This is a genomic window from Sporosarcina limicola, from assembly GCF_014873855.1.
GTDB lineage: Bacteria > Bacillota > Bacilli > Bacillales_A > Planococcaceae > Sporosarcina > Sporosarcina limicola.
Genome location: NZ_JADBEL010000006.1, coordinates 1 through 21,793, shown reverse-complemented (window position 1 = coordinate 21,793; position 21,793 = coordinate 1). Strand labels below are relative to the sequence as shown.

22 protein-coding genes are annotated in these 21,793 nt (G+C 39.9%); 6 read left to right on the top strand and 16 right to left on the bottom strand.

Going from position 1 to position 21,793, the window contains the following annotated elements; genetic code table 11:
- Positions 1-17: 17 nt before the first annotated feature.
- The gene (locus H4683_RS07280; RefSeq protein WP_192598194.1) at positions 18-959 is read right to left on the bottom strand and encodes a DHH family phosphoesterase; all 942 of its coding nucleotides are present in this window, start codon (positions 957-959) and stop codon (positions 18-20) included.
- Between the two features lie 93 nt (positions 960-1,052).
- Here H4683_RS07280 and H4683_RS07275 point away from each other — a divergent pair, with 93 nt between their 5' ends.
- Positions 1,053-1,391, top strand: a complete 339-nt coding sequence (locus H4683_RS07275) for a YtpI family protein (RefSeq protein WP_225941957.1) — start codon at positions 1,053-1,055, stop codon at positions 1,389-1,391.
- A 140-nt stretch (positions 1,392-1,531) separates the two neighbouring features.
- Here the strand turns inward: H4683_RS07275 and H4683_RS07270 are convergent, their stop codons facing one another.
- Entirely contained in the window at positions 1,532-2,839 is a 1,308-nt protein-coding gene (locus H4683_RS07270; RefSeq protein ID WP_192598193.1) for a DRTGG domain-containing protein, read from the bottom strand.
- A 217-nt stretch (positions 2,840-3,056) separates the two neighbouring features.
- Between H4683_RS07270 and H4683_RS07265 the strand changes: the two genes are divergently transcribed.
- Positions 3,057-4,154 (top strand): M24 family metallopeptidase, encoded by a 1,098-nt coding sequence (locus H4683_RS07265; RefSeq protein ID WP_192598192.1) that lies wholly within the window; start codon positions 3,057-3,059, stop codon positions 4,152-4,154.
- A 46-nt stretch (positions 4,155-4,200) separates the two neighbouring features.
- Here H4683_RS07265 and ald read toward each other — a convergent pair whose 3' ends face one another.
- Positions 4,201-5,319 carry an alanine dehydrogenase gene (gene ald / locus H4683_RS07260; protein ID WP_192598191.1) on the bottom strand — a complete coding sequence of 373 codons (1,119 nt, stop codon included), beginning with the start codon at positions 5,317-5,319 and terminating at the stop codon, positions 4,201-4,203.
- A 308-nt stretch (positions 5,320-5,627) separates the two neighbouring features.
- On the opposite strand from ald, the gene H4683_RS07255 reads away from it, so the two are divergent.
- A complete protein-coding gene (locus H4683_RS07255) occupies positions 5,628-6,074 on the top strand; it encodes a universal stress protein (protein ID WP_192598190.1) in 447 nt (148 codons plus the stop codon).
- An 85-nt stretch (positions 6,075-6,159) separates the two neighbouring features.
- Here the strand turns inward: H4683_RS07255 and H4683_RS07250 are convergent, their stop codons facing one another.
- The 10 genes from H4683_RS07250 to ezrA all read right to left on the bottom strand — a co-directional run bounded on the left by H4683_RS07250 (position 6,160) and on the right by ezrA (position 16,656).
- On the bottom strand, positions 6,160-7,071 hold the full coding sequence (locus H4683_RS07250) for a class I SAM-dependent methyltransferase (protein WP_192598189.1): 912 nt from the start codon (positions 7,069-7,071) through the stop codon (positions 6,160-6,162).
- 49 nt (positions 7,072-7,120) lie between these two features.
- Complete coding sequence (tpx, locus tag H4683_RS07245) at positions 7,121-7,627, bottom strand: thiol peroxidase (protein WP_192598188.1); 507 nt, start codon at positions 7,625-7,627, stop codon at positions 7,121-7,123.
- Positions 7,628-7,655: 28 nt separating this feature from the next.
- Complete coding sequence (locus H4683_RS07240) at positions 7,656-8,246, bottom strand: RDD family protein (RefSeq protein WP_192598187.1); 591 nt, start codon at positions 8,244-8,246, stop codon at positions 7,656-7,658.
- 11 nt (positions 8,247-8,257) lie between these two features.
- Positions 8,258-9,268 (bottom strand): signal peptide peptidase SppA, encoded by a 1,011-nt coding sequence (gene sppA, locus H4683_RS07235; protein WP_192598186.1) that lies wholly within the window; start codon positions 9,266-9,268, stop codon positions 8,258-8,260.
- A gap of 67 nt (positions 9,269-9,335) precedes the next feature.
- Positions 9,336-10,238, bottom strand: coding sequence for an EamA family transporter RarD (rarD, locus tag H4683_RS07230; RefSeq protein WP_192598185.1), 903 nt, complete (start codon positions 10,236-10,238; stop codon positions 9,336-9,338).
- 261 nt (positions 10,239-10,499) lie between these two features.
- Positions 10,500-12,071 (bottom strand): acyl-CoA synthetase MbcS, encoded by a 1,572-nt coding sequence (mbcS, locus tag H4683_RS07225; protein ID WP_192598184.1) that lies wholly within the window; start codon positions 12,069-12,071, stop codon positions 10,500-10,502.
- A 173-nt stretch (positions 12,072-12,244) separates the two neighbouring features.
- On the bottom strand, positions 12,245-12,454 hold the full coding sequence (locus tag H4683_RS07220) for an alpha/beta-type small acid-soluble spore protein (protein WP_192598183.1): 210 nt from the start codon (positions 12,452-12,454) through the stop codon (positions 12,245-12,247).
- An 81-nt stretch (positions 12,455-12,535) separates the two neighbouring features.
- Positions 12,536-13,738, bottom strand: coding sequence for a tRNA uracil 4-sulfurtransferase ThiI (thiI, locus tag H4683_RS07215; protein ID WP_192598182.1), 1,203 nt, complete (start codon positions 13,736-13,738; stop codon positions 12,536-12,538).
- Between the two features lie 3 nt (positions 13,739-13,741).
- The gene (locus H4683_RS07210) at positions 13,742-14,872 is read right to left on the bottom strand and encodes a cysteine desulfurase family protein (RefSeq protein WP_192598181.1); all 1,131 of its coding nucleotides are present in this window, start codon (positions 14,870-14,872) and stop codon (positions 13,742-13,744) included.
- A 92-nt stretch (positions 14,873-14,964) separates the two neighbouring features.
- Positions 14,965-16,656 carry a septation ring formation regulator EzrA gene (gene ezrA, locus H4683_RS07205; protein ID WP_192598180.1) on the bottom strand — a complete coding sequence of 564 codons (1,692 nt, stop codon included), beginning with the start codon at positions 16,654-16,656 and terminating at the stop codon, positions 14,965-14,967.
- Positions 16,657-16,852: 196 nt separating this feature from the next.
- Between ezrA and H4683_RS07200 the strand changes: the two genes are divergently transcribed.
- Positions 16,853-17,332, top strand: a complete 480-nt coding sequence (locus H4683_RS07200; RefSeq protein WP_192598179.1) for a GAF domain-containing protein — start codon at positions 16,853-16,855, stop codon at positions 17,330-17,332.
- A gap of 61 nt (positions 17,333-17,393) precedes the next feature.
- Here H4683_RS07200 and megL read toward each other — a convergent pair whose 3' ends face one another.
- Positions 17,394-18,599: a methionine gamma-lyase gene (gene megL, locus H4683_RS07195; protein ID WP_192598178.1), complete on the bottom strand. Its 1,206-nt coding sequence runs from the start codon at positions 18,597-18,599 to the stop codon at positions 17,394-17,396.
- A gap of 383 nt (positions 18,600-18,982) precedes the next feature.
- Between megL and rpsD the strand changes: the two genes are divergently transcribed.
- Positions 18,983-19,585, top strand: coding sequence for a 30S ribosomal protein S4 (gene rpsD / locus H4683_RS07190; protein ID WP_192598177.1), 603 nt, complete (start codon positions 18,983-18,985; stop codon positions 19,583-19,585).
- A gap of 224 nt (positions 19,586-19,809) precedes the next feature.
- Here the strand turns inward: rpsD and H4683_RS07185 are convergent, their stop codons facing one another.
- Positions 19,810-20,385 carry a M1 family aminopeptidase gene (locus H4683_RS07185; protein ID WP_192598176.1) on the bottom strand — a complete coding sequence of 192 codons (576 nt, stop codon included), beginning with the start codon at positions 20,383-20,385 and terminating at the stop codon, positions 19,810-19,812.
- 57 nt (positions 20,386-20,442) lie between these two features.
- Positions 20,443-21,054, bottom strand: coding sequence for a gluzincin family metallopeptidase (locus H4683_RS07180; RefSeq protein ID WP_192598175.1), 612 nt, complete (start codon positions 21,052-21,054; stop codon positions 20,443-20,445).
- A 317-nt stretch (positions 21,055-21,371) separates the two neighbouring features.
- Between H4683_RS07180 and H4683_RS07175 the strand changes: the two genes are divergently transcribed.
- The coding region (locus H4683_RS07175) for a transposase (RefSeq protein ID WP_192598174.1) at positions 21,372-21,793 on the top strand (422 nt) is incomplete at its 3' end.

Here is a 21,793-nt window from a genome sequence, read left to right as displayed (position 1 = left end):
GCAATCCCTCCGCTCAATTATTTCGTAGCACAAAGTTCCTTTAATTTTTCAATCACCTGATCCGCTTCTTCCCATGAATAAACGGACGCTCCAGAAGCAAGAGGATGTCCGCCGCCTCCAAATTCTGCAGCAAGTGTATTGATAACGGGGCCTTTCGAACGTAACCTCACCCGGATTTGATCTTCCTCTTCGATGAAAATTGTCCATGCGCAAATCCCTTTAACATTCCCTAACGAACCAACAAGCTGAGATGTATCTGAAGCTGTCACGTTAAATTCGACAAGTATTTCCTTATTCAACTTGATGAAAGCGGCTCCGTTGTCGTCCATCGTGAAGTTCTGATAAATATATCCTTGCAGATGAAGTAAGTCACGTTCGACCTCATACATACTTGTAAACAACGCTGTACGATCGAAATTATATTTGATGAGTTCGCTTGTTACTTCGAACGTTTTAACAGTAGTACTTGGGAAAATGAAACGACCCGTATCCCCTACAATTCCCGCAAATAGGAGTCTAGCAGCATCTACGTTCATTTCCCAACCAAAGGACTCTTTACCTTCTTTAAACAAGGATACAATCATTTCGGAAGTAGAGCTTGCAGTCGTGTCAACCCACTTCACGTCGCCATAAGGATCCGCATCAGGATGGTGATCGATTTTCATAAGCAAATCACCTTCCATATAAAACTCTCCGTCTATCCGTTGTGTGTTACCAGTATCGGTGACAATAACTAATGCTCCGTTGTAATCCTCCCTATTGACTTGGTCTTGTAGAGCTAAGTATGAAAGTGATTTTTCATGCGCCCCAACAGCATAGATCTGTTTTTCGGGATAATTCGCCCTTAACAACTCCTTCAACCCTACTTGAGATCCATAGGCATCTGGGTCAGGTCTTACATGACGATGGATAATGATCTTATCGTACTTTTCAATTGTGTCAATGATTTGTCTTTTCAATTCCGATTCCTCCAAGCTTCGATATATTCCAGTCGCAATCTGTTTCAAAAGCCGCTACAATGTAAGAAGTTCTGTATGTAATGGAGGGCTTTCATGCAAAGTTTAAATTTAGGTTTAATGTCGAATTTCATTTTCGTATGTCTCATTATCGTTTCTGCGGTCTTCTATTTTTATTTCAAAACACGGCAATTCCGCACGAGTCACATGTTTCCGATTCGCAAAAAAATGTATGCAAGTATGGCTGGTTATTCCCTCGGCGGGTTGCTGCTATTCTTCGGAATCAATCAACTCATCCTATTCAGCGGATTAGCGACATATGTAATCGCCACCATTTTCATCGTATTCGGGGCCTATGTCCTCATATATAATTACCGTACCTATCAACATTATAAACGTTTCGTTGCGGAAGAAACGGAACTAAACAAAAACTGATGCGTTTCAAAAGCATCGGTTTTTCAGTCTACAGGATGTAGATCATACAGCCAAGAAGGGATTGAACATCATCCCTCTCGGCTGTAACACGTTGTGGTGAACTTAAGCTGCTTTCACTTTCAGACACTTGGGCTTTTACCTTAGCGTTCAAACAGCTGATACATAATCATTGCCTTTGCAACAATCTCACCTTCAGTAAAGACATCAAAATCAACTTTGGCAAATCTCCGGCTTATATGGAGAATACGGGGTTCTATTACGACTAAACTTCCAAGTTGGACGTGTTTGATGAAATAGAGTGTCATATTTTCAGGAACACTTTCTCCACGTTTCCGCATTTTCACTACTCGATTACCTACTTCTGTTATAAGGGTCGTCATAGCCCCATACGACAATGAACCAAACTGATTCGTTACTTGAGGGATAACTGTGAATTCGAATAGATGCGGTTGATCTGGAATTATCTTTATCTGATTTTTCACAATGTCATCAATTGTCTCACCTTGTTGAGGTTGGCGTTGTGTCATTTGAAATGCTTTCAAGACATCCTGTCGACTTATAATCCCTACAAGCAGTCCCGATTCTGTAACAACAGGCATTAGGTCAATGCCTTCCCAGATCATACTGTGCCCCGCGGATGCTACGCTCGTCTTCCCTGTTACAGTAATCGGATGACGCGTCATCACCTTTTCAATCAATTCATCTTCCGACTTCCCGATTGCATCCCGTGAAGTAATGATTCCCACAAGATTCCCATTACTTTCAACAACTGGATAACCCGAATGGGATGTCTTATGATTTACGTCATTGAAATGAGTTACTTTTTCTTTCGCTAACAATGTGATTGTTTCTGTTAGTGGCGTCACGATATCTTCTACTAGCAGAATTTCTTTTTCAATTAACTGATCATAAATTGCTCTATTTAACATCGTAGCAACGGTAAATGTATCGTAACTTGTTGAAATAACGGGTAGCTCCAGTTCGTCAGCTAATTTTTTCACGTCATCGGATGCATCAAAACCACCTGTGACAAGCACAGCTGCACCTGCTAAAAGCGCCGTTTCATGTGCCTTTAATCGGTTTCCGACAATCAATAAGCTCCCTGCGTCAATATACCGCATCATATCTTCTAGTTGCATTGCTCCGATAACAAACTTCGTCAACGTTTTATGTAGACCATCACGTCCACCTAGTACAAGTCCATCAACAATATTAAGCACTTCCGCAAACGTAAGCCGCTCAATATTCTCCTTTTTTTTCTTTTCAATCCGGATTGTGCCGACACGTTCAATCGTATTTACAAACTTCTGATTTTCCGCTTCTTTAATCGCGCGATAAGCCGTCCCTTCACTGACGGAAAGAGCTCGGGCAACTTGCCTAACTGATATTTTTTCACCAACTGTAAGTCCTTCAATATATCGTAAAATCAATTCATGCTTTGTCGACATGTCTTCACCTTTTTCTCTATCATGACCTAAAAGTCATTTTACCACAAAGTACTTGAAAAAAGCGCAAGCAGTCAATCAGAGGGGAACATGACACCTATCTACCTCTTTTTATCTTCCACAATCTTATTATACTAAAAATTTAGTCCGTAGTTAGATACGAAAGCAAGAAATCCTCTTTTTTGTTATAATAGTACTATACGAAAAGGAGGAGATTTAATTGGGTAAAATTAAAGAAATTCAACAGTTCCTACAGAAGGAGAACATTGACGCAGCATTCATCACGACACCTGATAACGTATTTTACGTATCCGGTTTCCATAGCAATCCACATGAACGGCTTCTTGGCGTCATGGTATTCAAAGATGCGGAACCGTTTATCATATGCCCATTCATGGAAGTTCCTGATGTGAAGGCGGCAGGATGGTCTTTCGAAGCTGCTGGTCACGAAGATACAGAAGATGCGTGGGATGTCGTTATGGACGCTGTTCGCAAACGTAGCGCTCTTCCTACTTCAATTGCAATTGAAAAATCACACTTAACTGTGGAGCGTCTTGAGCGGATGGGACAATTGTTCACTGGGACTGAATTTTTTCGCCTTGATGAGCAACTAAACAACATGCGAAATATTAAAAGTGAAGATGAACTTGTCAATTTGCGGAAAGCAGCGGAATTAGCTGATTATGCAATCGAAGTCGGTTGTAGGGAAATTGCGGAAGGTAAAACAGAACTAGAAGTACTCATGGCTATCGAATTTGAAATGAAGAAAAAAGGTGCAGAGAAAATGTCGTTCGATACAATGGTTCTATCCGGACTGAAAACAGCATCTCCACATGGGACTCCGGGAGACCGCAAAATTCAACAAGGAGATTTCATTCTTTTTGACCTTGGGGTTGTCTATAACGGCTATTGTTCAGATATGACAAGGACCGTTGCGTTTGGGGAACCTACAGCTGAAATGCGAGAAATTTATGAAACAGTTAGAGAAGCTGAACAGGCCGCAGTCGACTTGGTACGCCCTGGTGTCAGAGCAATGGATATCGACAAGGCTGCTAGAGATGTAATCGATGCGGCAGGATACGGAGACTATTTCACTCATCGGATTGGTCACGGACTAGGAATCTCTGTCCATGAGTTTCCTTCGATGACAGGTACAAATGAACTTGTCATCGAAGAAGGAATGGTCTTTACAATTGAACCAGGTATTTACCATCCTGAAATTACAGGCGTACGGATTGAGGATGATGTCGTCGTTACAGCAGATGGTGTGGAAGTTCTCACTAAGTTTCCCAAAGAACTTCTAATTATCCAACCATAAAAAAATGTTGTCCGCATAGATAGGCATGCGGACAACATTTTTATTATTATTTATTCAATAATGTTTCTGCCGCCACATACTCAATTCCTTGAGCGTCCGCTACAGCTTTGTATGTTACATGACCTTCCAAAGTGTTAATGCCTTTTTGAAGTGAAAGATTATCTAAACAAGCTTGTTTAAACCCTTTATTCGCAATTTGAAGTGCATATGGAACTGTAACGTTTGTTAGAGCTGTTGTTGATGTTTGTGGTACTGCACCTGGCATATTCGCAACTGCATAGTGAACAACACCATGTTTCACATAAGTTGGTTCATCATGCGTTGTAACGCGATCTGATGTTGCGAAAATACCACCTTGGTCGATTGCGACGTCAACGAGGACAGATCCTGGTTTCATCGATTTCACCATCTCTTCTGAAACTAGTTTCGGTGCTCTTGCTCCAGGGATCAATACTGCTCCGACAACAAGATCTGCATCCCTAACAGATTCAGCAATGTTGAAAGGATTTGAAACAAGTGTTTGAATGTCATTACCAAAAATTTCATCCAACTGACGCAGACGATCTACAGATAGATCGAGTACAGTCACTTGCGCACCCATACCGATTGCAATACGTGCAGCATTCGTACCCGCTTGTCCACCACCGATTACCGCTACTTTACCACGGGATACGCCTGGAACTCCTGAAAGTAGAATTCCTTTTCCGCCTTGTGTTTTTTCAAGATATTGTGCACCAATTTGTGTTGCCATACGTCCAGCAACTTCACTCATCGGCGCTAAAAGTGGTAGTGAATTATTCGGTAGTTGAACAGTTTCATAAGCGATACCGACTACTTTCTTATCAAGAAGCGCTTTCGTCAATTCCAATTCAGGAGCAAGATGTAAATATGTGAAAAGGATAAGTCCTTCAGAGAAATAACCGTATTCAGATGCTACTGGTTCTTTCACTTTCATGACCATTTCCGCTTCCCATGCTTGTGCAGCGGTTTCTACAATTTTCGCCCCAGCTGCAATGTAATCTTCATCTGTAAAACTTGAGCCTAAGCCTGCGCCCTTTTGGATGAATACTTCATGACCAGCAGATTTCAGGTTAAAAGCTCCTGCCGGCGTCATTGCAACACGGTTTTCATTATTCTTAACTTCTTTTGGAACACCAATACGCATTGTTTACTCCTCCTATAAAAATATAATTTTTTCGTTGGTCGTCCGACTATTTCACGTGCAGACCAATGCACAGATAATTTTATCAGATAGTAACTAATATTGCTTCAATAATATAATCCGCCGAATATTCAGAAGATAAAATACGTAATTATTCGACAACCTTATACAAATCCTCTCATAAAAACTGTAACAACTTTGTCGAAATTACAAATTTATATTTTTTTCTTTTTTAGATTAAGAGGATTTATTAATTTCAATACCGAAGAAGAAGTAGTATAACAACTATTATAATAGATGGAGTGATGAAAATGACACTAGTATACAAACAAATTCTAGTTGCTGTTGATGGGTCGGAGGAATCTAAGTGGGCTTTCAAAAAAGCGGTTGCGATTGCTGATCGAAACGAGGCAACCTTAAACTTAATCAATATTATCGACACACGTTCATACGCAGCAGTTGAAGCTTATGATCGATCAATTGCAGAGCGTGCACAAAAGTTTGCTGAAGAGCTGCTTAGCGATTACAAATTAGAAGCTGAAAAAGCTGGTTTACAACATGTCAAAGTTTTCGTTGAGTACGGTTCTCCAAAAACGATGATTTCACGTGACCTTTCAAAAAGATTAGAAGCTGACCTGATTATTTGCGGAGCAACAGGGTTGAACGCTGTTGAACGTTTCCTAATTGGAAGTGTTTCTGAAAATATCGTTCGTTCTGCAAAATGTGACGTTCTAGTCGTACGTACACCTGAAGAATGATTAAAAAGAGCTACCCTTAAAATGAGAGGGTAGCTTTTTTTTATTATATTATTGATTGCAGCTTTATAATTTGCGAAGAACAAACTTACTCCCCAGCCCATAGATCAATTTTCTGAAGGAAAAGCGACATGGCTTTCTTGTCAGTCATACTCGGAACTTTCGCTAGAAGGACATCAGGTGTCACTTTCATCTCAGCGAAGGGTTTTTGAAGGATTAATATACTTTTCACATACGCTGCATTTTTAAATAACGAATCAGGCAACTGAATTACTGCCCTGATAATGGTTCGTTTTTTTAAAAACGGATGCAATAAAGCCGCTTGTTCTGATTCGAACAAGTTTGCTGGAATAATGAATAATCCATACCCCCCTGGTTTCGTATGATTCATTGATTGCTCGATGAACAGGTGATGCGAGTAGGCATGGCCTTCAGTCGGCATTAATTCGTATTGAAGTGCATTATCATCATCTGGATAGTACCCTACAGGCAAGTCGCTTACTGTAATATCAACCGGGTCGACGAGTAACGGTCGAAGTGCATCCTGAACATAGAACGTAACAGGATGTTCCAATAGTTCTGCCGTAACTGCTGATAACCGTACGAGTAAGTCGTCAATTTCTACGGCGGTTGCAGTAACTTCATTACCGATTGCATTCATGACCGTATAGAGTAAATTCCCTGTCCCAGCAGCTGGATCTAAGAGTGAAATATCCTGATTACCTTTTGCTAATTTACCGGCTATATGCCCAATAAGCATGCCCATCGAATCCGGGGTCATTTGGTGGTGTGGCTGCGCATTTCTCTTCATTCCTTTTAGGACTGCAAGTTGAATACCTCTTCGAATTTCCTCTTTTGTCGGTATTTCCGAAAGTGCAGGTTGCGCTCCACCAGACAGCCATTCACGGCAGGCTTCGATTACCGCTTCGAGGTATAGCTTTTCAGATTCCTCTGTATACGTATCAATGAATGCGAAAATCTTTTCTGTATTCGTCGTCATTCTCATCCCTCTATTTACAAAACCCACCCGTCTCCGAGTGGGTTTCACGTTATTTCATTAATTGTTTTACAGCCTCAATCGCCTTTTCATAATCCGGGTGATCTGTACCTTCGCCAACATACTCAACATAGGTCACTTTATCATCTTTATCGATGATGAATACAGAACGTGCAAGCAGACGAAGTTCCTTAATAACAACACCATATGCTTCGCCGAATGACAAATCACGGTGATCGGATAATGTCTGAACATTTTTCAGTCCTTCCGCTGCACACCATTTTGCTTGAGCAAACGGTAAATCTACGGAAATCGTCAGAAGTTGGACGTCATCTCCAAGAGACGAAGCTCCTTCGTTGAATTTCCGGGTCTGTGTCGAACAGACACCCGTATCGATTGAAGGGATTACACTAATGAGTCGAATCTTACCTTTCGAATCTGCAAGTGTTACTGGACTCAAATCGTTTGCAAGTACTGTAAAGTCAGGCGCAATATCCCCTATTGCAACTTCTTTTCCGAGCAATGTAACAGGATTATTTTTGAATGTAACGTTAGCCATTATGACGCCTCCTTTTCACCCTATCTTACTAAATAACAGTCCCTTCTTGCAACTGTTGTCCATCGGTCGGTTTAAGATACCTAACCTGAACCTCTTTTTCATAAGCATGTTCATGTTCAACGACCGTATCTGCAAACAAATCATGCATTGCCTCTTTCTTCGGCATAAAGATGATAAGTAGATAAGGGATGACAAGCATTTTTGAGATGAAACGCCCTATGACTTCGCGGAAAATCACTGTGCTCCATGTCAATTTCCCACCATTCTTCGGAACTACTTTAATACCCATGACCATTTTCCCAACAGTTTGCTGGAAAAATCTCGTCATCAAGGTAAAGTACAGTAAAAACAAAATCAGTAGCGTAACTTTGTATGGACTAAATAATAAAAAATACGGGTTTGATATTTCAATATCCACCACTCGAAAAATTGGTTTAATCAAAATCCCACTGATTGCACCCACTACAAGAAGATCAATCATATAAGCCCATAACCGTGTCCAAAAGCCTGCATTTTTCGCGCGAAAATGCTCTATTTGAACCGTTTCATAATCCTGGTTCCGTTCTGATACCAAGGGTTTTTCCGATAGACTCTGCTGTTGTTCGATATGTTCAGACATCTTCATCCCCCTTATCTTTCACCATACAAATACATCATCCGTGGCGCGTTATAATCTGATAACAGTTTACCAATCAATTCCGATTCGATATTGCTGCCGAATAGGTTGCCTGCCTTAACCCCAAACACTGAAGCCCAACTGTCCGATGCTGTATATTCGAAAACAGTGGCATTTTGAAGGTCAAAGTCTTCTTTCAAAGCAGCTATAACATCACCTGTCTTGCCGGAGGCATCTGCGAGTCCTGCTTCAATAGCTTGTCGACCATTCATGATACGGCCATCTGCTACTTTTTTTACATCGGCTTCACTCATTCCACGACCTTCTACAATGATATCGACGAAACGCTCATAGGAATCATTTATCATTTCCTGAAGCATTGCACGTTCATCATCTCTCATTTCGCGCGATCCACTCATGATGTCCTTATACGGTCCTGTTTTGATTGTATTGAAATCGATGCCGTATTTCTCAGCCAATTTCGCATAGTTGACACTTTCCATAATGACACCGATGGATCCTGTAATCGTTTCAGGATTGACAAAAATTTTATCTGCAGGTGCCGACACATAATAACCACCTGAAGCTGCCATTCCCCCCATTGAAACGTAGAGCGGAATATCTTTCTCTACTTGAATCGCCCGAATTGCATCATAAATATCAGCTGATTCAACGACACCTCCGCCCGGAGTATTCACTCTTAGCACAACACCTTTTACACTGTCGTCCTCAAGAACATCATTCAATTGATTCATGAAAAATTGGTGATTATAACCGCTTCGAGCAACGAATGGCGATGCACTCCCTGTATCTTGAATGATGCCATCCAGTGTTAGTACTGCGATTTTCTCCCGATTGCTTCCCTCCTCTATAACCGTTTCACTATAACCTGATGACATGGCCATCATTTCTTCGAAGAAACCATTAATGTTCCTTGTAAATATGTACGATAACGAGTTGACGCCCACTGAAACAAAAATAAGCGCTGCAGCGACGATGATTGCAATCCATCGTTTCATTGTCATTCTAGATTCCTCCCTATTTTTCAACACACACTATCCTATACGTTTGGGAAGCTGGAAATGTTTCACTTTAAAGACTTCTTTTCATTTTCAACACTTCTAATACTTTAGATATAGTAAATAATAGAAGAGCTAACCAAATAAACGAGAATGATAGTAAGTCAATTGTACCAAATGTTTCTCCATAAATCACAACGCCGAGAAACAGCATAATTGTTGGAGAAATATACTGGAGAAATCCTACCATATAGAGAGGCATTTGCTGAGCGCCTTTCGCAAACATGACTAATGGTATAGCAGTTACAGCACCTGTAAAAATGAGAAGTATGTCTGTTTTAATATCTAAATGAATAAATACAGCACTTCCGTCCATGAATAACCATATGTAGTACCCTATCGCTAGCGGGGCAATGAACATCGTTTCGATGGTGAGTCCCCGTAGCGCGTCCAGTTTAATCTGTTTCTTCACAAGACTGTAAATTGCGAAAGTCATCGCCAATACCAGTGACAACCAAGGGAATTCTCCGTACGAAACTGTCAAAATAACGACCCCAGTTACCGCAAGTATAAATGCAATTTGCTGAGCGTGTGATAATTTCTCTTTCAAGAAAAAAATTCCTAGAAGTACAGATATAAGTGGATTCATATAGTACCCTAAACTTGTTTGAACAAGGTGACCATGATTTACTGCCCATATGTAGATGAACCAGTTACTTGTTACCAATATCGATGCAAAAAATAATGCCCAAAAATTACGTTGAGACTTCCAAAGTGACTTTAAGTCTTCTATTAAATGGCGGCCATTTTTCATGAGTAGCACAAGTAATAAAGTCATAATAAATGCCCAAAAGACTCGGCTCACTATTATCTCTGCGCTTGAGACGTGTTCGAGACTTTTCCAGTAAATCGGCAAAATTCCCCAAATAACATATGCACCAACCGCCCAGAGGACACCGCCTTTTTCCGTTTGCATAACTTCATCCCCTTTTTTTATTTACCAAAATAGTAAAGTGAAATCTCAATTATCTAGGGTTTCCCCATCTCTCCCTTACGCTTCTTTTGTTTGCTTCAAGCCTTAAAACGGGAATATTACTCCCGTTAATGCTAGATAAATTCATTATAATACCATCAAACAAGAAGGTAAAGACAGAAAAATTACTCGACAATTCAAATAAAAAGCCGCTAGTGGTACGGGATTAGCACCCCATACTACTAGCGGCTTTTTGCAACCAAATCATTGTTGTTCTTTTTTCCTTAGTTCTATACGCATTATTTTCCCAGATGCCGTTTTTGGAAGTTCCCCCAAAAACTCGATTTTACGCGGATATTTATACGGGGCAGTCAATTTTTTAACGTGCTCCTGCAATTCTTCTACGATTCCTTGTTTGTTTTGCATAGCAGGTTCACGTAGCACGATAAACGCCTTCACAATGTTCCCCCGCACTTCATCTGGGCTTGCAACGACTGCACATTCTCGGACTGCTGGATGTTTAGTTAACGCGTCCTCAACTTCAAAAGGTCCAATGGTATAGCCAGAACTTATAATAATATCATCTCCCCGACCTTCAAACCAAAAATAACCCTCCTCATCCATTTTAGCTCGATCACCTGTTAGGTAATAATCACCGCGGAACTGCATTTTCGTACGTTCAGGATCTTTCAAATATTCTTTGAAAAGGGCAGGTGTCGATATATGTACGGCGATATCCCCGACTTCCCCAGTCCCAATCAAATTACCTTCGTCATCTATAATTGCTACTTTATTACCCGGAGTCGGTTTCCCCATCGAACCTGGCCTAGCTTCCATTCCAAGCATCGTTCCAACGAGTAGGGTATTTTCTGTCTGTCCATATCCATCCCTTACTTGTATAGAGAATGTCTCATCAAATATTTCTATCACTTCACGATTCAATGGTTCTCCAGCTGATACTGCACTTCGAATGGAAGAAAGGTCATAATTCTTAAGATTGTCCGCTTTTGCCACGAATCGATATTCAGTCGGCGTGCAGCAAAGCACATTCACTCTATACGTTCCGATCAGCTCCAAATACGTTTTAACATCGAATTTCCCATCATAAACCAAGCCTGTCGCTCCGCTTCCCAATACAGAAAGGAATGGTGTCCATATCCACTTTTGCCAACCTGGTGCCGCGGTTGCCCAAACGATATCCCCTTCTTCGATGCCAAGCCAACTTGCTCCAGTAGTCCGTAAATGTGCATAACCCCAACCGTGTGTATGTACAACACCCTTAGGTTTTCCAGTCGTCCCGGATGTGTATGAAAGAAATGCCCTATCTGTACTGTTCGTTTCAGGTGCGGTAAATTCCATTGAGGCAGTTTCCATTTGTTCTGTTAATGAATACTGTCCCTCCCCGGCCTGTCCAACAATAAAAAGTTGAACATCATCCATATTGTTGACCTCAGTAAATTGATCAGCGAAAGCTTCAAAAGCTACGATAGCTTTCGCATCACTGTGTGCCAAACGGTATTCGATATCCGAAGGCCTTAGCATTTCAGAACTCGGGATCACAACAAGTCCTGCTTTAAGAGCTCCAATATAGGTGACATACGCCTCAATCAGCCGCGGCACCATCACAAGAATAACGTCCCCCTTGTCAAGTCCATTCTCCCTAAAAACATTAGCCGCTCTGTTCGCTGACTCCATTAATTTATCGTATGTAATTTCTTTCTTTTTCCCTTTACCATTTACATATAGAAGTGCTTTTTTACCGACGCCTGTCGCATGTTTTTCAAATTCGCTAACAAGATTATATAGCTTAGGAGCTACAAGTTGTTCATGATTCATGATTGTTCCCTCTTTTCTTTATTAACCAATTATACAAGAACTTATCAAAAAATTCAAAAGTAATTCATTTTTCCGTTTCAATAATTGTATGTTTTCTAATCCACGGTTAATACTTAGATGAAACGAAAAAACTGCTCCGGATAAAGTTCCGGAACAGCTTTTCATAGTTAAACTTATTTTTGGTAACCGCTCATTTGTTGTTGAGCCTGTTGCACTAATCGCTTTGTAATTTCTCCGCCGACGGATCCGTTGGCACGCGATGATGCATCTGGTCCAAGCTGAACTCCAAATTCCTGTGCAATTTCATATTTCATTTGGTCAAGTGCTTGTCTTACGCCTGGAACGACAAGCTGGTTTGAATTTCCGCTGTTGTTGTTCGCCATGATTACCACCTCCTTGTGCATATAGAATGGTTCGAATCCGGAATTTCATGCAGAAGTTTTTTGTGGTAATTTTTTCATTGATTATAACAAATCTTCGAAATCCGTATTTTGTTGACGTGGTAATTGATACATTGTCCGTTTTGCGACCGCTTCTTCGATCATCGGTGCAAAGTCGGTAAAGCTTTCATAATACGCGACTTTTTCAAGCCGTGGTTTTGTTTTTGGGTTTGATGGTGTAAAAATTGTACAACAGTCCTCATAGGGTCTAATTGAAATATCATAAGTTCCAATTTTTTGTGCAATATCGATGATTTCAAGCTTGTCAGATGAGATAAGTGGCCTCAAAATCGGGGTTGACGTTACTGCATTGATTGCAGTTAGGCTCTCAAGTGTCTGACTTGCCACTTGCCCAAGGCTTTCACCTGTTATAATTGCCAATGCACCTATTTCCATTCGTACCTTATCGGCGATTTGAAGCATCATTCTACGTGTAGTTGTCATCGAAACATTATCAGGTATTTGAGTAACAATTATCTGCTGAATTTCCGTGAAGGGAATTATATGCAGACGAACTGCCGCTCCAAATGAACTTAACTTTTCGGCTAAATCCACCACTTTTTTCTTCGCCAGTTCACCCGTGAACGGTGGACTTGCAAAGTGAATTGCATCAATTGAAACGCCGCGTTTCATCATTAGATAGCCTGCTACAGGGCTGTCAATGCCTCCTGAAAGCATAAGAAGCGAGTGACCATTGGAACCGACTGGCATACCTCCAGCACCTTCATATACTTTTGCTGTAAGGAAAGCGCCTTCTGCTCTTATATCTACACGTAATAAAATATCCGGTTTCTTCATCCTCACCCCGAGCTCCGGGAAACTTCGTAAAACATGCGCTCCGATTTCTTGTTGCAACTCATTTGTCTCAAGCGGGAATGATTTATCTGTACGTCTTATTTCAACTTTAAATGTTTTCCCTATTGTTTCGCTTGCACCGATTACATCAAGTGCTTTATTTTTTATCGTCTCAAGTGTCGCCTCACATTTCGCAACTGGACTGAATGACTGAATGCCAAAAATATACGGTAATCTTGCAATGGCTTCTTGCATGTCTTGGTTATCGTCAGCGAAGAGAAACATTCTGTCTCGTTCAGGTCTAATAACAACCGTTGTTAAATCACTTAAAGCATCTTTGATATTATTCCTCAATTTCCGTACAAATACATTGCGATTCCTACCTTTTAAAGATATCTCGCCATAACGTATGAGCAATTCATTCCATTCCATTACTTATTTCCCCTTTCCAAGCAGTTTCATGAATCCAGTAAATACGTGCTCGAACTCTTCCACATGCTGTTCTACATTATTTTTTCCGAAACTAACACGAATCACGCCGTTTTTATATTTCTCAGGTACCTTAATTGCTTCTATAACATGTCCTGCATTCCTATTTTTCGATGAACAGGCACTTGAAGTTGAAATAATAATCCCGTTATCCTGAAAATAATTGACTGCAACCTCGCCTTTAATCTTAGTAAAAGCAACAGATAAAATATGTGATGCCCCCTTTTCAGGTACAAGGATCAACACATCATCAAATGGCTTCATAAAATTAACAAGACGATCTCTCCATTGACTGAATTCATTGCGCTGAACATTCGTTTCACTCATTCGCATCGCCTTTGCTAGCGCAACTGCATCTGCAACAGATACTGTACCGCTTCGTAAACCTTTTTCCTGACCCCCACCGAAATTAATGGCCACCGGTGTCAATCCTTTTCTCATTGCAAGTAAGCCAGAGCCTTTCAGGCCATTTATTTTATGTGCTGAAATTGTAACGATATCTGGGCCATCACCGTTTAGCAAAACAGGTACTTTTCCAAAGCTCTGAACTACATCTGAATGGAAAATTGCTCGTGAATATTCTTTGATAATTTGCGCACATTCAGAAATAGGTTGTATGGATCCAATTTCATTATTAACATGCATGATGCTGACAAGTATCGTATCTTTCCTAAGCAAATCTTGCAATTCATTTAGGGAAATCACACCTTGTTCATCTACTGATAAGTAGTCGATTTGAAATCCTTTTTTCGCCAAACTCTCCACTGCGTGAAGAACTGAAGGATGTTCAATCTTTGTTGTGATAATGTGATTCCCTCTAGACTGAAGAGCCTGAGCATAACCAATAATCGTTATATTATTTGCTTCGGTTCCTCCCGAGGTGAAAATGACTTCTCCGTCAGGTGCACCCAAAATTGATAAAACTTGTTCCCTGGATTTTTCAAGAAGTGCTTCGGCTTCCTTTCCTGCTATATGTAACGAAGAAGGATTCGCATAATACCGTTTATTCACTTCGATGAATGATCCGAGCACACTTTCGTCAGGGGGTGTTGAAGCGCTGTTATCAAAATAAATCATGGGTACTTTCCTTCCTTTCATTAACTCAACTATATGCGTAACAAAGCCACCTGCACATTGCGCACCGGTGGCCATTTATCTGTCAATCATCCTTAGACCTGTTCTTTTACAAGTTCTTCAATTCGTATCATTGCGCCTGGTTCTACTTTTTCTACAGCTGTAGCTGCTTCTTCCAACGCTTTTGCATAACGGAATAGTCTAAATGACTCTTCCGCCTCGACAAGACGGCCATGCATTTCAGGATTGGACGCACGATACCTGTTGCCATATTGGATAATCCGTTCGATAAGCATAACATTTTCGAGTAATTCTTCAACTTTTACAGAAACTTCAGTAACAGATTCCTTTGCGTTTTCCAAATAAGAATCAACGATACTCATATTGAGCGGCACTTCCTGCAAACTTTGCGTCACAATATAAATCTGTTCGTCTGCTTCTTCAAGACGTGCTTCTATATCATCCGGGATGCCCGGTATATTTCCTTTATGAAGCATTCGGTCTGTATTTTGCAATTTCCGCGACAGTTGTTCAAGTTCGGAACGGACACTATTTTCACCAATTCGTAAATTCTTCATACGGTTTGTGAAGCTTTCTTGCTCTTCAGATATTTGCTCTAGCTCTTCTGAAATCAAATTCAACTCTTCTTGTAAACTCGAATAAGCAGAAGCTTGTTCTTCGATTCGAGTTGTAAGTACATCAAACCGCTTTTCTATTCCTTTCAACTTCTTAAGCGACAATTGTGGGATTTGCGCTTCTTTTTCATCAAACCTATAGCTTTGTTGAACGAAAACTGCCTCATTTGAAGTCTCTTTTGTCAACTCCATAATGGCAGAAAAATTATCAGCAATTTCCTTGTAATTCTCATCGACATAGTGTTTCGCATTAACTTCATTTTCTAGTGCATCATAAAATGAATCTATGCGGTCATTTATTTCACTACTACGCTGTTGAACGGATTCAATATGAAGTTCAGCCAATTGAGACAACATCTCTTCAAGCTCAATTTCAATGTCACTAAGGTGTTTCAACAATTCAAGATGTTGTATATAATAGACCTGTTCTTCCATTTCTCGTATCCCATTTTGAAGTTCCCGAATCGATGCGGGAATCTTGTTTTGCAAATCTGTGAGTAATGATGGGATTTGATGAATGAGCGCAAACACACGATTCCCTTCAACCGATAATGAGATAACAATTTCTCGAGCGAGTAAATAGTTCCCATTTTTAGTCAATTCATCATATTCTTCAAATTTCGGATTAAATGATTCAAGTTCTCTTTCTAATGGTCCCGCAGTCATACCAAAGGAATGTTGGTGTGCAAGTACAGTTTTTCGAGCCGCACGATATTGCTCTTTCAACTGTTCCATCTCAATTCGATTCTTCTCTTCGCTACCAACAAGTTCGTTCAATTCTTGTAGGATGTCGGTCATTTTTTTATCGCAAAATCTAATATGTTCATGGATTTCTTTTTCAATTCCAGTTGCTTTTCCAAAACGAAAACGATCTACCATATCTTCCACATCGAATAACAATGTATCAATCTTCGGCATATGTATGTCCATTACTTCTGTCCATTCGATTCGCCAACGTTCAAATTTTTCCTCAGTTTCACCCGTCATATTCAACTGTTTCACTTTTGTCATTTCTTCCAATATTGGCTTATGTTGAATCTGTAGTTTCTCCTTCTCCAACTTTCCAATTTCCTGAATATGTTTACGCCTGAACAAGAAGGCAATTGTAGTCACTATGATTAACACTAAAATTACAGTGATGAAGATTTTCATCGTGGTCCCCCTATTCCGAGTCACTTTACCATGATATTATTCTATATAATACCACGTTTAAAGACTTTTAGTTGAGAATTCGAATGATTTATAGCGAAAAATCTATTTTCCACCCATAAAATCCGGAATATTGTTTTAGATTCGATTATAAAGGTATAATTCAAATTAATGATTTTCAGAAAAGAGGGTCTCTATAATGTTTGTTGGAAACGATTATTCACTAGATGGAAAAGTTAAATATGATCAACTCGTTGGTCAATTGGATGCACTGTTGACCGGTGAGAAAAATAAGTATGCGAACCTTAGTAATGCCTCCGCATTACTCAATCAATTTTTTGATCAGGTCAATTGGGCGGGCTTTTACTTAATGGAAGATGGAGAGCTTGTGCTAGGACCTTTTCAAGGTTTACCAGCATGCATCCGAATCCCTCTTGGAAGAGGCGTCTGCGGAACTGCTGCAAAACATAAAGAATCGATTATCGTTCCTGATGTCAATGCTTTTCCAGGTCATATTGCCTGCGACAGTGCATCCCAGTCAGAAATCGTTGTCCCCCTCATGAAAAATGGTGTAGTGATTGGCGTTTTGGACATTGATAGTCCCGTACTAAATCGTTTTACAGAAGAGGATCGCGAAGGACTAGAGCAGTTTGCCAAAGTCCTGACGAAACATATTTAATGAACAAACTGCCCTGGCAACGGATTGTCCAATCGCCAAGGCAGTATTTCTAATTTCGCATTTATTCAGTGGGTACTGCTTCCATAACTGAGAATGCTGATTTCATATCTCGGATAAGATCGTCGGCATATTCGAGACCAACAGAAAGCCGAAGCAATGAATCCGTTATTCCCATACGAATACGCTCTTCTTTCGGAACGACAGCATGAGTCATCGTAGCAGGGTGTTGGATGAGGGTTTCCGCATCTCCAAGGCTTACCGCAATTTTAATGAGGGAAAGGCTATCCATAAATAGCTGAGCTCCTTCTTTCCCTCCCTTAATCGTAAATGAAATCAGTCCGCCTCCTGCACGCATTTGGCGTTTTGCGATTTCGTATTGGGGATTATCTTGATCGAATGGATAGAAAACCTCTTCAACAAGGTTCTGAGTTTTTAAATAAATGATTAATTTTTCCGCATTCGATGTATGGCGTTCCATGCGAACCGGTAATGTTTTCAATCCACGGATCAAAAGCCACGCATCAAACGGAGATATGATGCCACCGTAATCTTTCTGTACAGACATTCGGATTGACTCCATCTCTTCCTTATCTTTCCCAACGAGTAGTCCTGCGATTACATCCCCGTGGCCATTAATATATTTTGTTGCACTATGGAGGACGAAATCCACACCAAAATCGATTGGATTCTGCAAATACGGCGATGAAAAGGTATTGTCAACAACGACTCTGAGTCCGTATCGTTCGGCAACATTCATAACCGCTTGGAGATCAACGAGTTCCATCGTCGGATTGATAGGTGTTTCTATATATATACAGACAGTTTCCGGCTTGATAGCCTGCTCAATCTCTTCTTCATTTCCCATTCGGATAAGGTCGTGCGTAATATTGTATTTTTCTTTAAGAATACCAAGAAATCCGAATGTACATCCGTAAATTCCCCGCGAACAAAGGATATGATCTCCCGCTTTTGTCAGATGAACAAGAATTGAACTAACCGCAGCCATACCTGATCCAAACGCTAATGTACCACCCCCATTTTCGAGCGCTGTCATCCGCTCTTCCAAGACATGTACAGTTGGATTTCCGAGTCTGGAATAGATATTCCCCTTTTCCACACCCGAAAATCGATTTTCACCCTGAACAGCAGTGTCAAACGAGTATGTCGATGTTTGATACAACGGGACTGCTAGGCTGCCATGGTGTAACTTATCTTCATAACCTTCATGTATAACGACTGTATCTTTATGATAATCTTGTTCTTTCATTTCCATTCATCCTCTCTCGGTTGCAAACGCTTACATTTATTATCTACCATTTTATCATGTTATTCGTGAAAAGGAATAGTGACAACCTCTCACCCACCTATTTGAACTACACAAGTGATTGAAAAGTAAAGACCAATCCTATCACTGTTTGTTGAACGATATATCTTGACTCTTCCTTTCCTAATTGGTATGATGTAATTTGTGTAAAATAGTTGCAGCAGTTGTGTGTTCTAGATTGACTAGTCTATTCCTTTTACAAGGTGTATCACGTAACCCCCTGGCTGCGGAGGCGAAGATGCAAGATGATAGAATGGCATTTAGATTGAACACATCTGGTTCTTATTTTACAACAAAATAAAACCAAAAAAGAGGAGGAGTCTTTCATGGCTCGTTATACAGGTCCAGCTTGGAAACTTTCCCGTCGTCTTGGAATTTCACTTTCAGGCACTGGAAAAGAAATCGAAAAACGTCCTTACGGTCCAGGACAACACGGTCCTAACCAACGTAAAAAGGTTTCTGAATACGGAATGCAATTACAAGAAAAACAAAAACTTCGTTTCATGTTCGGTGTAAACGAACGTCAATTTAAAACAGTGTTCAACAAGGCAGGTAAAATGCCTGGTAAACACGGTGAGAACTTCATGATTCTTCTTGAAACTCGCCTTGATAACATTGTATATCGCATGGGTCTTGCACGCACTCGTCGTGCATCTCGCCAACTAGTAAACCACGGTCACGTTATGGTTGATGGTAAACGCGTTGACATCCCATCTTACGCTGTTAAACCAGGTCAACAGATTTCTCTTCGTGAAAAATCACAAAACCTTGATGTCGTAAACGAAGCACTTGAAGTGAACAGTTATGTTCCTGAATACGTTTCATTCGACAACGATACAAAAGTCGGTCAATTTGTCCGTCTACCTGAGCGCAGCGAACTTGCAGCAGAAATTAACGAAGCACTTATCGTTGAATTCTACTCACGTTAATTAATACATGTTGCAAACAGCAGAATCTAAAACCTCGGAAGTTGAGTAAAATCAACGTTCCCGGGGTTTTTTCTTATTAATCTACTTTGAAACCAAACCCCTTGAAACGAAATGAATTGGGGGACGTTTGGGAGAGACTTAAAAGTAGGCAGACGCACGTATTCATAAATTTAAACGGCTACCTTCTCAAATGAGTTGGTGGCTGTTTTATTGCATGAATAGAATTACTCAATTAACAGCCAATCTTGAAATAGAGAATCATCTTCTAAATCAAAATAGTATTTTGTGAATCTCACAAATTCTTTAGAATTAATCTCTTTATATTTATAAAACTGATAATAATTTTTTAAAAATTTTTCTGCTTCTTTTATTCCCCCATTTTTTTCAAATAATCTCCACAACATTACGGGGGATTTTCCATAAACATATGAATTCATATCGGACTCGTATAGATCGAGTGGTAAATTTACTGGAAGCTCTAGGTGTTCAATTTGTTTGTACACCGATTCATAAGGTACGCTCTGTTTCGATTTCGAAAAGTGGAATAGGCCAGTAGCAAATCCAACGAAACCTTCATCTAACCAAGCATCATTATATGGGTCGTTGCTGATCATCCCATAAAACCATTGATGAGCAATTTCATGAACCACCATACTTTTAAGTACAACGGGATCGACAGGACCACTATCATAAATTTTATGAGCTGTCACAATGCCCGGATATTCCATACCTAATCCATCTAGTACAATATCTAATTGCTTAAAAGGGTAGGGGCCTATAGTTTCTTGGAAGTAATTCAATGCATCGGAAGCCTCTTCCCCTATTTCCCTATATAGTTCCTCTTTTTCTTCCTCAAATCAAAATACTCTTACAGAAATGTCCCCCGCTTTCTCCACTAGTACTGGATTCTTTAAAACAGCAAGAAATATTTCCTTCACTTTCTTGATTTCAAATGAACCTTTGTTTGCGCCGGGAAATACTTCTTTATCAAAAGAAGATACCAATGTGTGCTCTTCAGGAATTTCATAGGATAATTTAAAATTGCTAAATGCGGTATGGTAGGTCTCTCCTCTATCCCTGTACTCTTCCTTATTCCATTGATGATCTCTATATGTGGCAAGCATTGGATAAAATTGAGCTAAATGAAAATTCTCGTTACTCTTCGTAAATCTTAAACTCTTTTCAGGAAGGGTTAGTTCATAGGAAAAATCCACTATGATTTCTTGATTAGGTTCCAATTCTTTCATAAGTGGAATGTTTAAAGTATCTTTTTCTAGTGTATAGTCTGCTTTTTCTCCATTGATTGAAATCGAATGAAAATCAACGATGGAAGGATGTTCCAGTTGGGGTGAAACACTTTTTGTAAACATATTTGGTATGAAGTAAAAGATTAAGTGTTCCCACTGATCCATAGATAGATTTTTGATAACTACGGTTGATTTTAATTGAAACTTTCCATCTTTGTTCATAGTTAGTGAAATATCGTATTCACTAAAATTACCGGGACTTATCTCTACCGGTATAAATTCTTCTTTACTCGCCTTTTCAGCAACCTTTGACCCTACATTCCCAACTTGTTTATTTAACTTCCAGGCAGCGAAAAATACAAATAATAAAACTAAACATATGATTCACACCCAAAAAGCTGAATTCCCTTCGAACACCGCTTCGGCTACCACTTGAAAGGTGCCTTCGCTAATTTCACATTAAAATTATATACTTCAACCTATATAGAACGAAAAAGTGATAAAATAGTCGTAACAGCAACTAATTGGAGGTTTTCCCTATGTTCAGGCCCGGAAGAAAAGAGCAACAATTTTCTTTAGATGATCGATTTCTAACCTTTCCAAAATATATTGTGGAAGCACTTCAAAAAAGTTTTGCCGAGGACTTCTTCACAAATATCTTTTTGAAGATCAATGAAGATCATTTTTCCGTGCTGTATAGCGAGACTTTTAGCCGTCCAAATAAACCCGTAAATATCCTAGTCAGCCTACTAATCCTCAAAGAATTACACAACTTAACTGATGAGGAATTACTGTCTTCCTTCTTTTTCGATTATCGATATCAGTATGCCTTAGGCATTGAGGATTTCGAAAAGGAAAAAATCTGTATAAACACGCTAACAAACTTCCGTCAACGTTTAGTTGAATATGAAGTGACTACAGGAATCGACCTACTCAAAGCCGAGGTAGATGCATTGTCTGC

What these genes read in the sequence shown, in the direction of transcription:
- H4683_RS07275 (WP_225941957.1), top strand. Translation starts at nt 1,053, where the DNA reads ATGCAAAGTTTAAATTTAGGTTTAATGTCGAATTTCATTTTCGTATGT.
- H4683_RS07270 (WP_192598193.1), bottom strand. Translation starts at nt 2,839, where the DNA reads ATGTCGACAAAGCATGAATTGATTTTACGATATATTGAAGGACTTACA.
- ald (WP_192598191.1), bottom strand. Translation starts at nt 5,319, where the DNA reads ATGCGTATTGGTGTTCCAAAAGAAGTTAAGAATAATGAAAACCGTGTT.
- H4683_RS07255 (WP_192598190.1), top strand. Translation starts at nt 5,628, where the DNA reads ATGACACTAGTATACAAACAAATTCTAGTTGCTGTTGATGGGTCGGAG.
- H4683_RS07250 (WP_192598189.1), bottom strand. Translation starts at nt 7,071, where the DNA reads ATGACGACGAATACAGAAAAGATTTTCGCATTCATTGATACGTATACA.
- tpx (WP_192598188.1), bottom strand. Translation starts at nt 7,627, where the DNA reads ATGGCTAACGTTACATTCAAAAATAATCCTGTTACATTGCTCGGAAAA.
- H4683_RS07240 (WP_192598187.1), bottom strand. Translation starts at nt 8,246, where the DNA reads ATGTCTGAACATATCGAACAACAGCAGAGTCTATCGGAAAAACCCTTG.
- sppA (WP_192598186.1), bottom strand. Translation starts at nt 9,268, where the DNA reads ATGACAATGAAACGATGGATTGCAATCATCGTCGCTGCAGCGCTTATT.
- rarD (WP_192598185.1), bottom strand. Translation starts at nt 10,238, where the DNA reads ATGCAAACGGAAAAAGGCGGTGTCCTCTGGGCGGTTGGTGCATATGTT.
- mbcS (WP_192598184.1), bottom strand. Translation starts at nt 12,071, where the DNA reads ATGAATCATGAACAACTTGTAGCTCCTAAGCTATATAATCTTGTTAGC.
- H4683_RS07220 (WP_192598183.1), bottom strand. Translation starts at nt 12,454, where the DNA reads ATGGCGAACAACAACAGCGGAAATTCAAACCAGCTTGTCGTTCCAGGC.
- thiI (WP_192598182.1), bottom strand. Translation starts at nt 13,738, where the DNA reads ATGGAATGGAATGAATTGCTCATACGTTATGGCGAGATATCTTTAAAA.
- H4683_RS07210 (WP_192598181.1), bottom strand. Translation starts at nt 14,872, where the DNA reads ATGATTTATTTTGATAACAGCGCTTCAACACCCCCTGACGAAAGTGTG.
- ezrA (WP_192598180.1), bottom strand. Translation starts at nt 16,656, where the DNA reads ATGAAAATCTTCATCACTGTAATTTTAGTGTTAATCATAGTGACTACA.
- H4683_RS07200 (WP_192598179.1), top strand. Translation starts at nt 16,853, where the DNA reads ATGTTTGTTGGAAACGATTATTCACTAGATGGAAAAGTTAAATATGAT.
- megL (WP_192598178.1), bottom strand. Translation starts at nt 18,599, where the DNA reads ATGAAAGAACAAGATTATCATAAAGATACAGTCGTTATACATGAAGGT.
- rpsD (WP_192598177.1), top strand. Translation starts at nt 18,983, where the DNA reads ATGGCTCGTTATACAGGTCCAGCTTGGAAACTTTCCCGTCGTCTTGGA.
- H4683_RS07180 (WP_192598175.1), bottom strand. Translation starts at nt 21,054, where the DNA reads ATGAACAAAGATGGAAAGTTTCAATTAAAATCAACCGTAGTTATCAAA.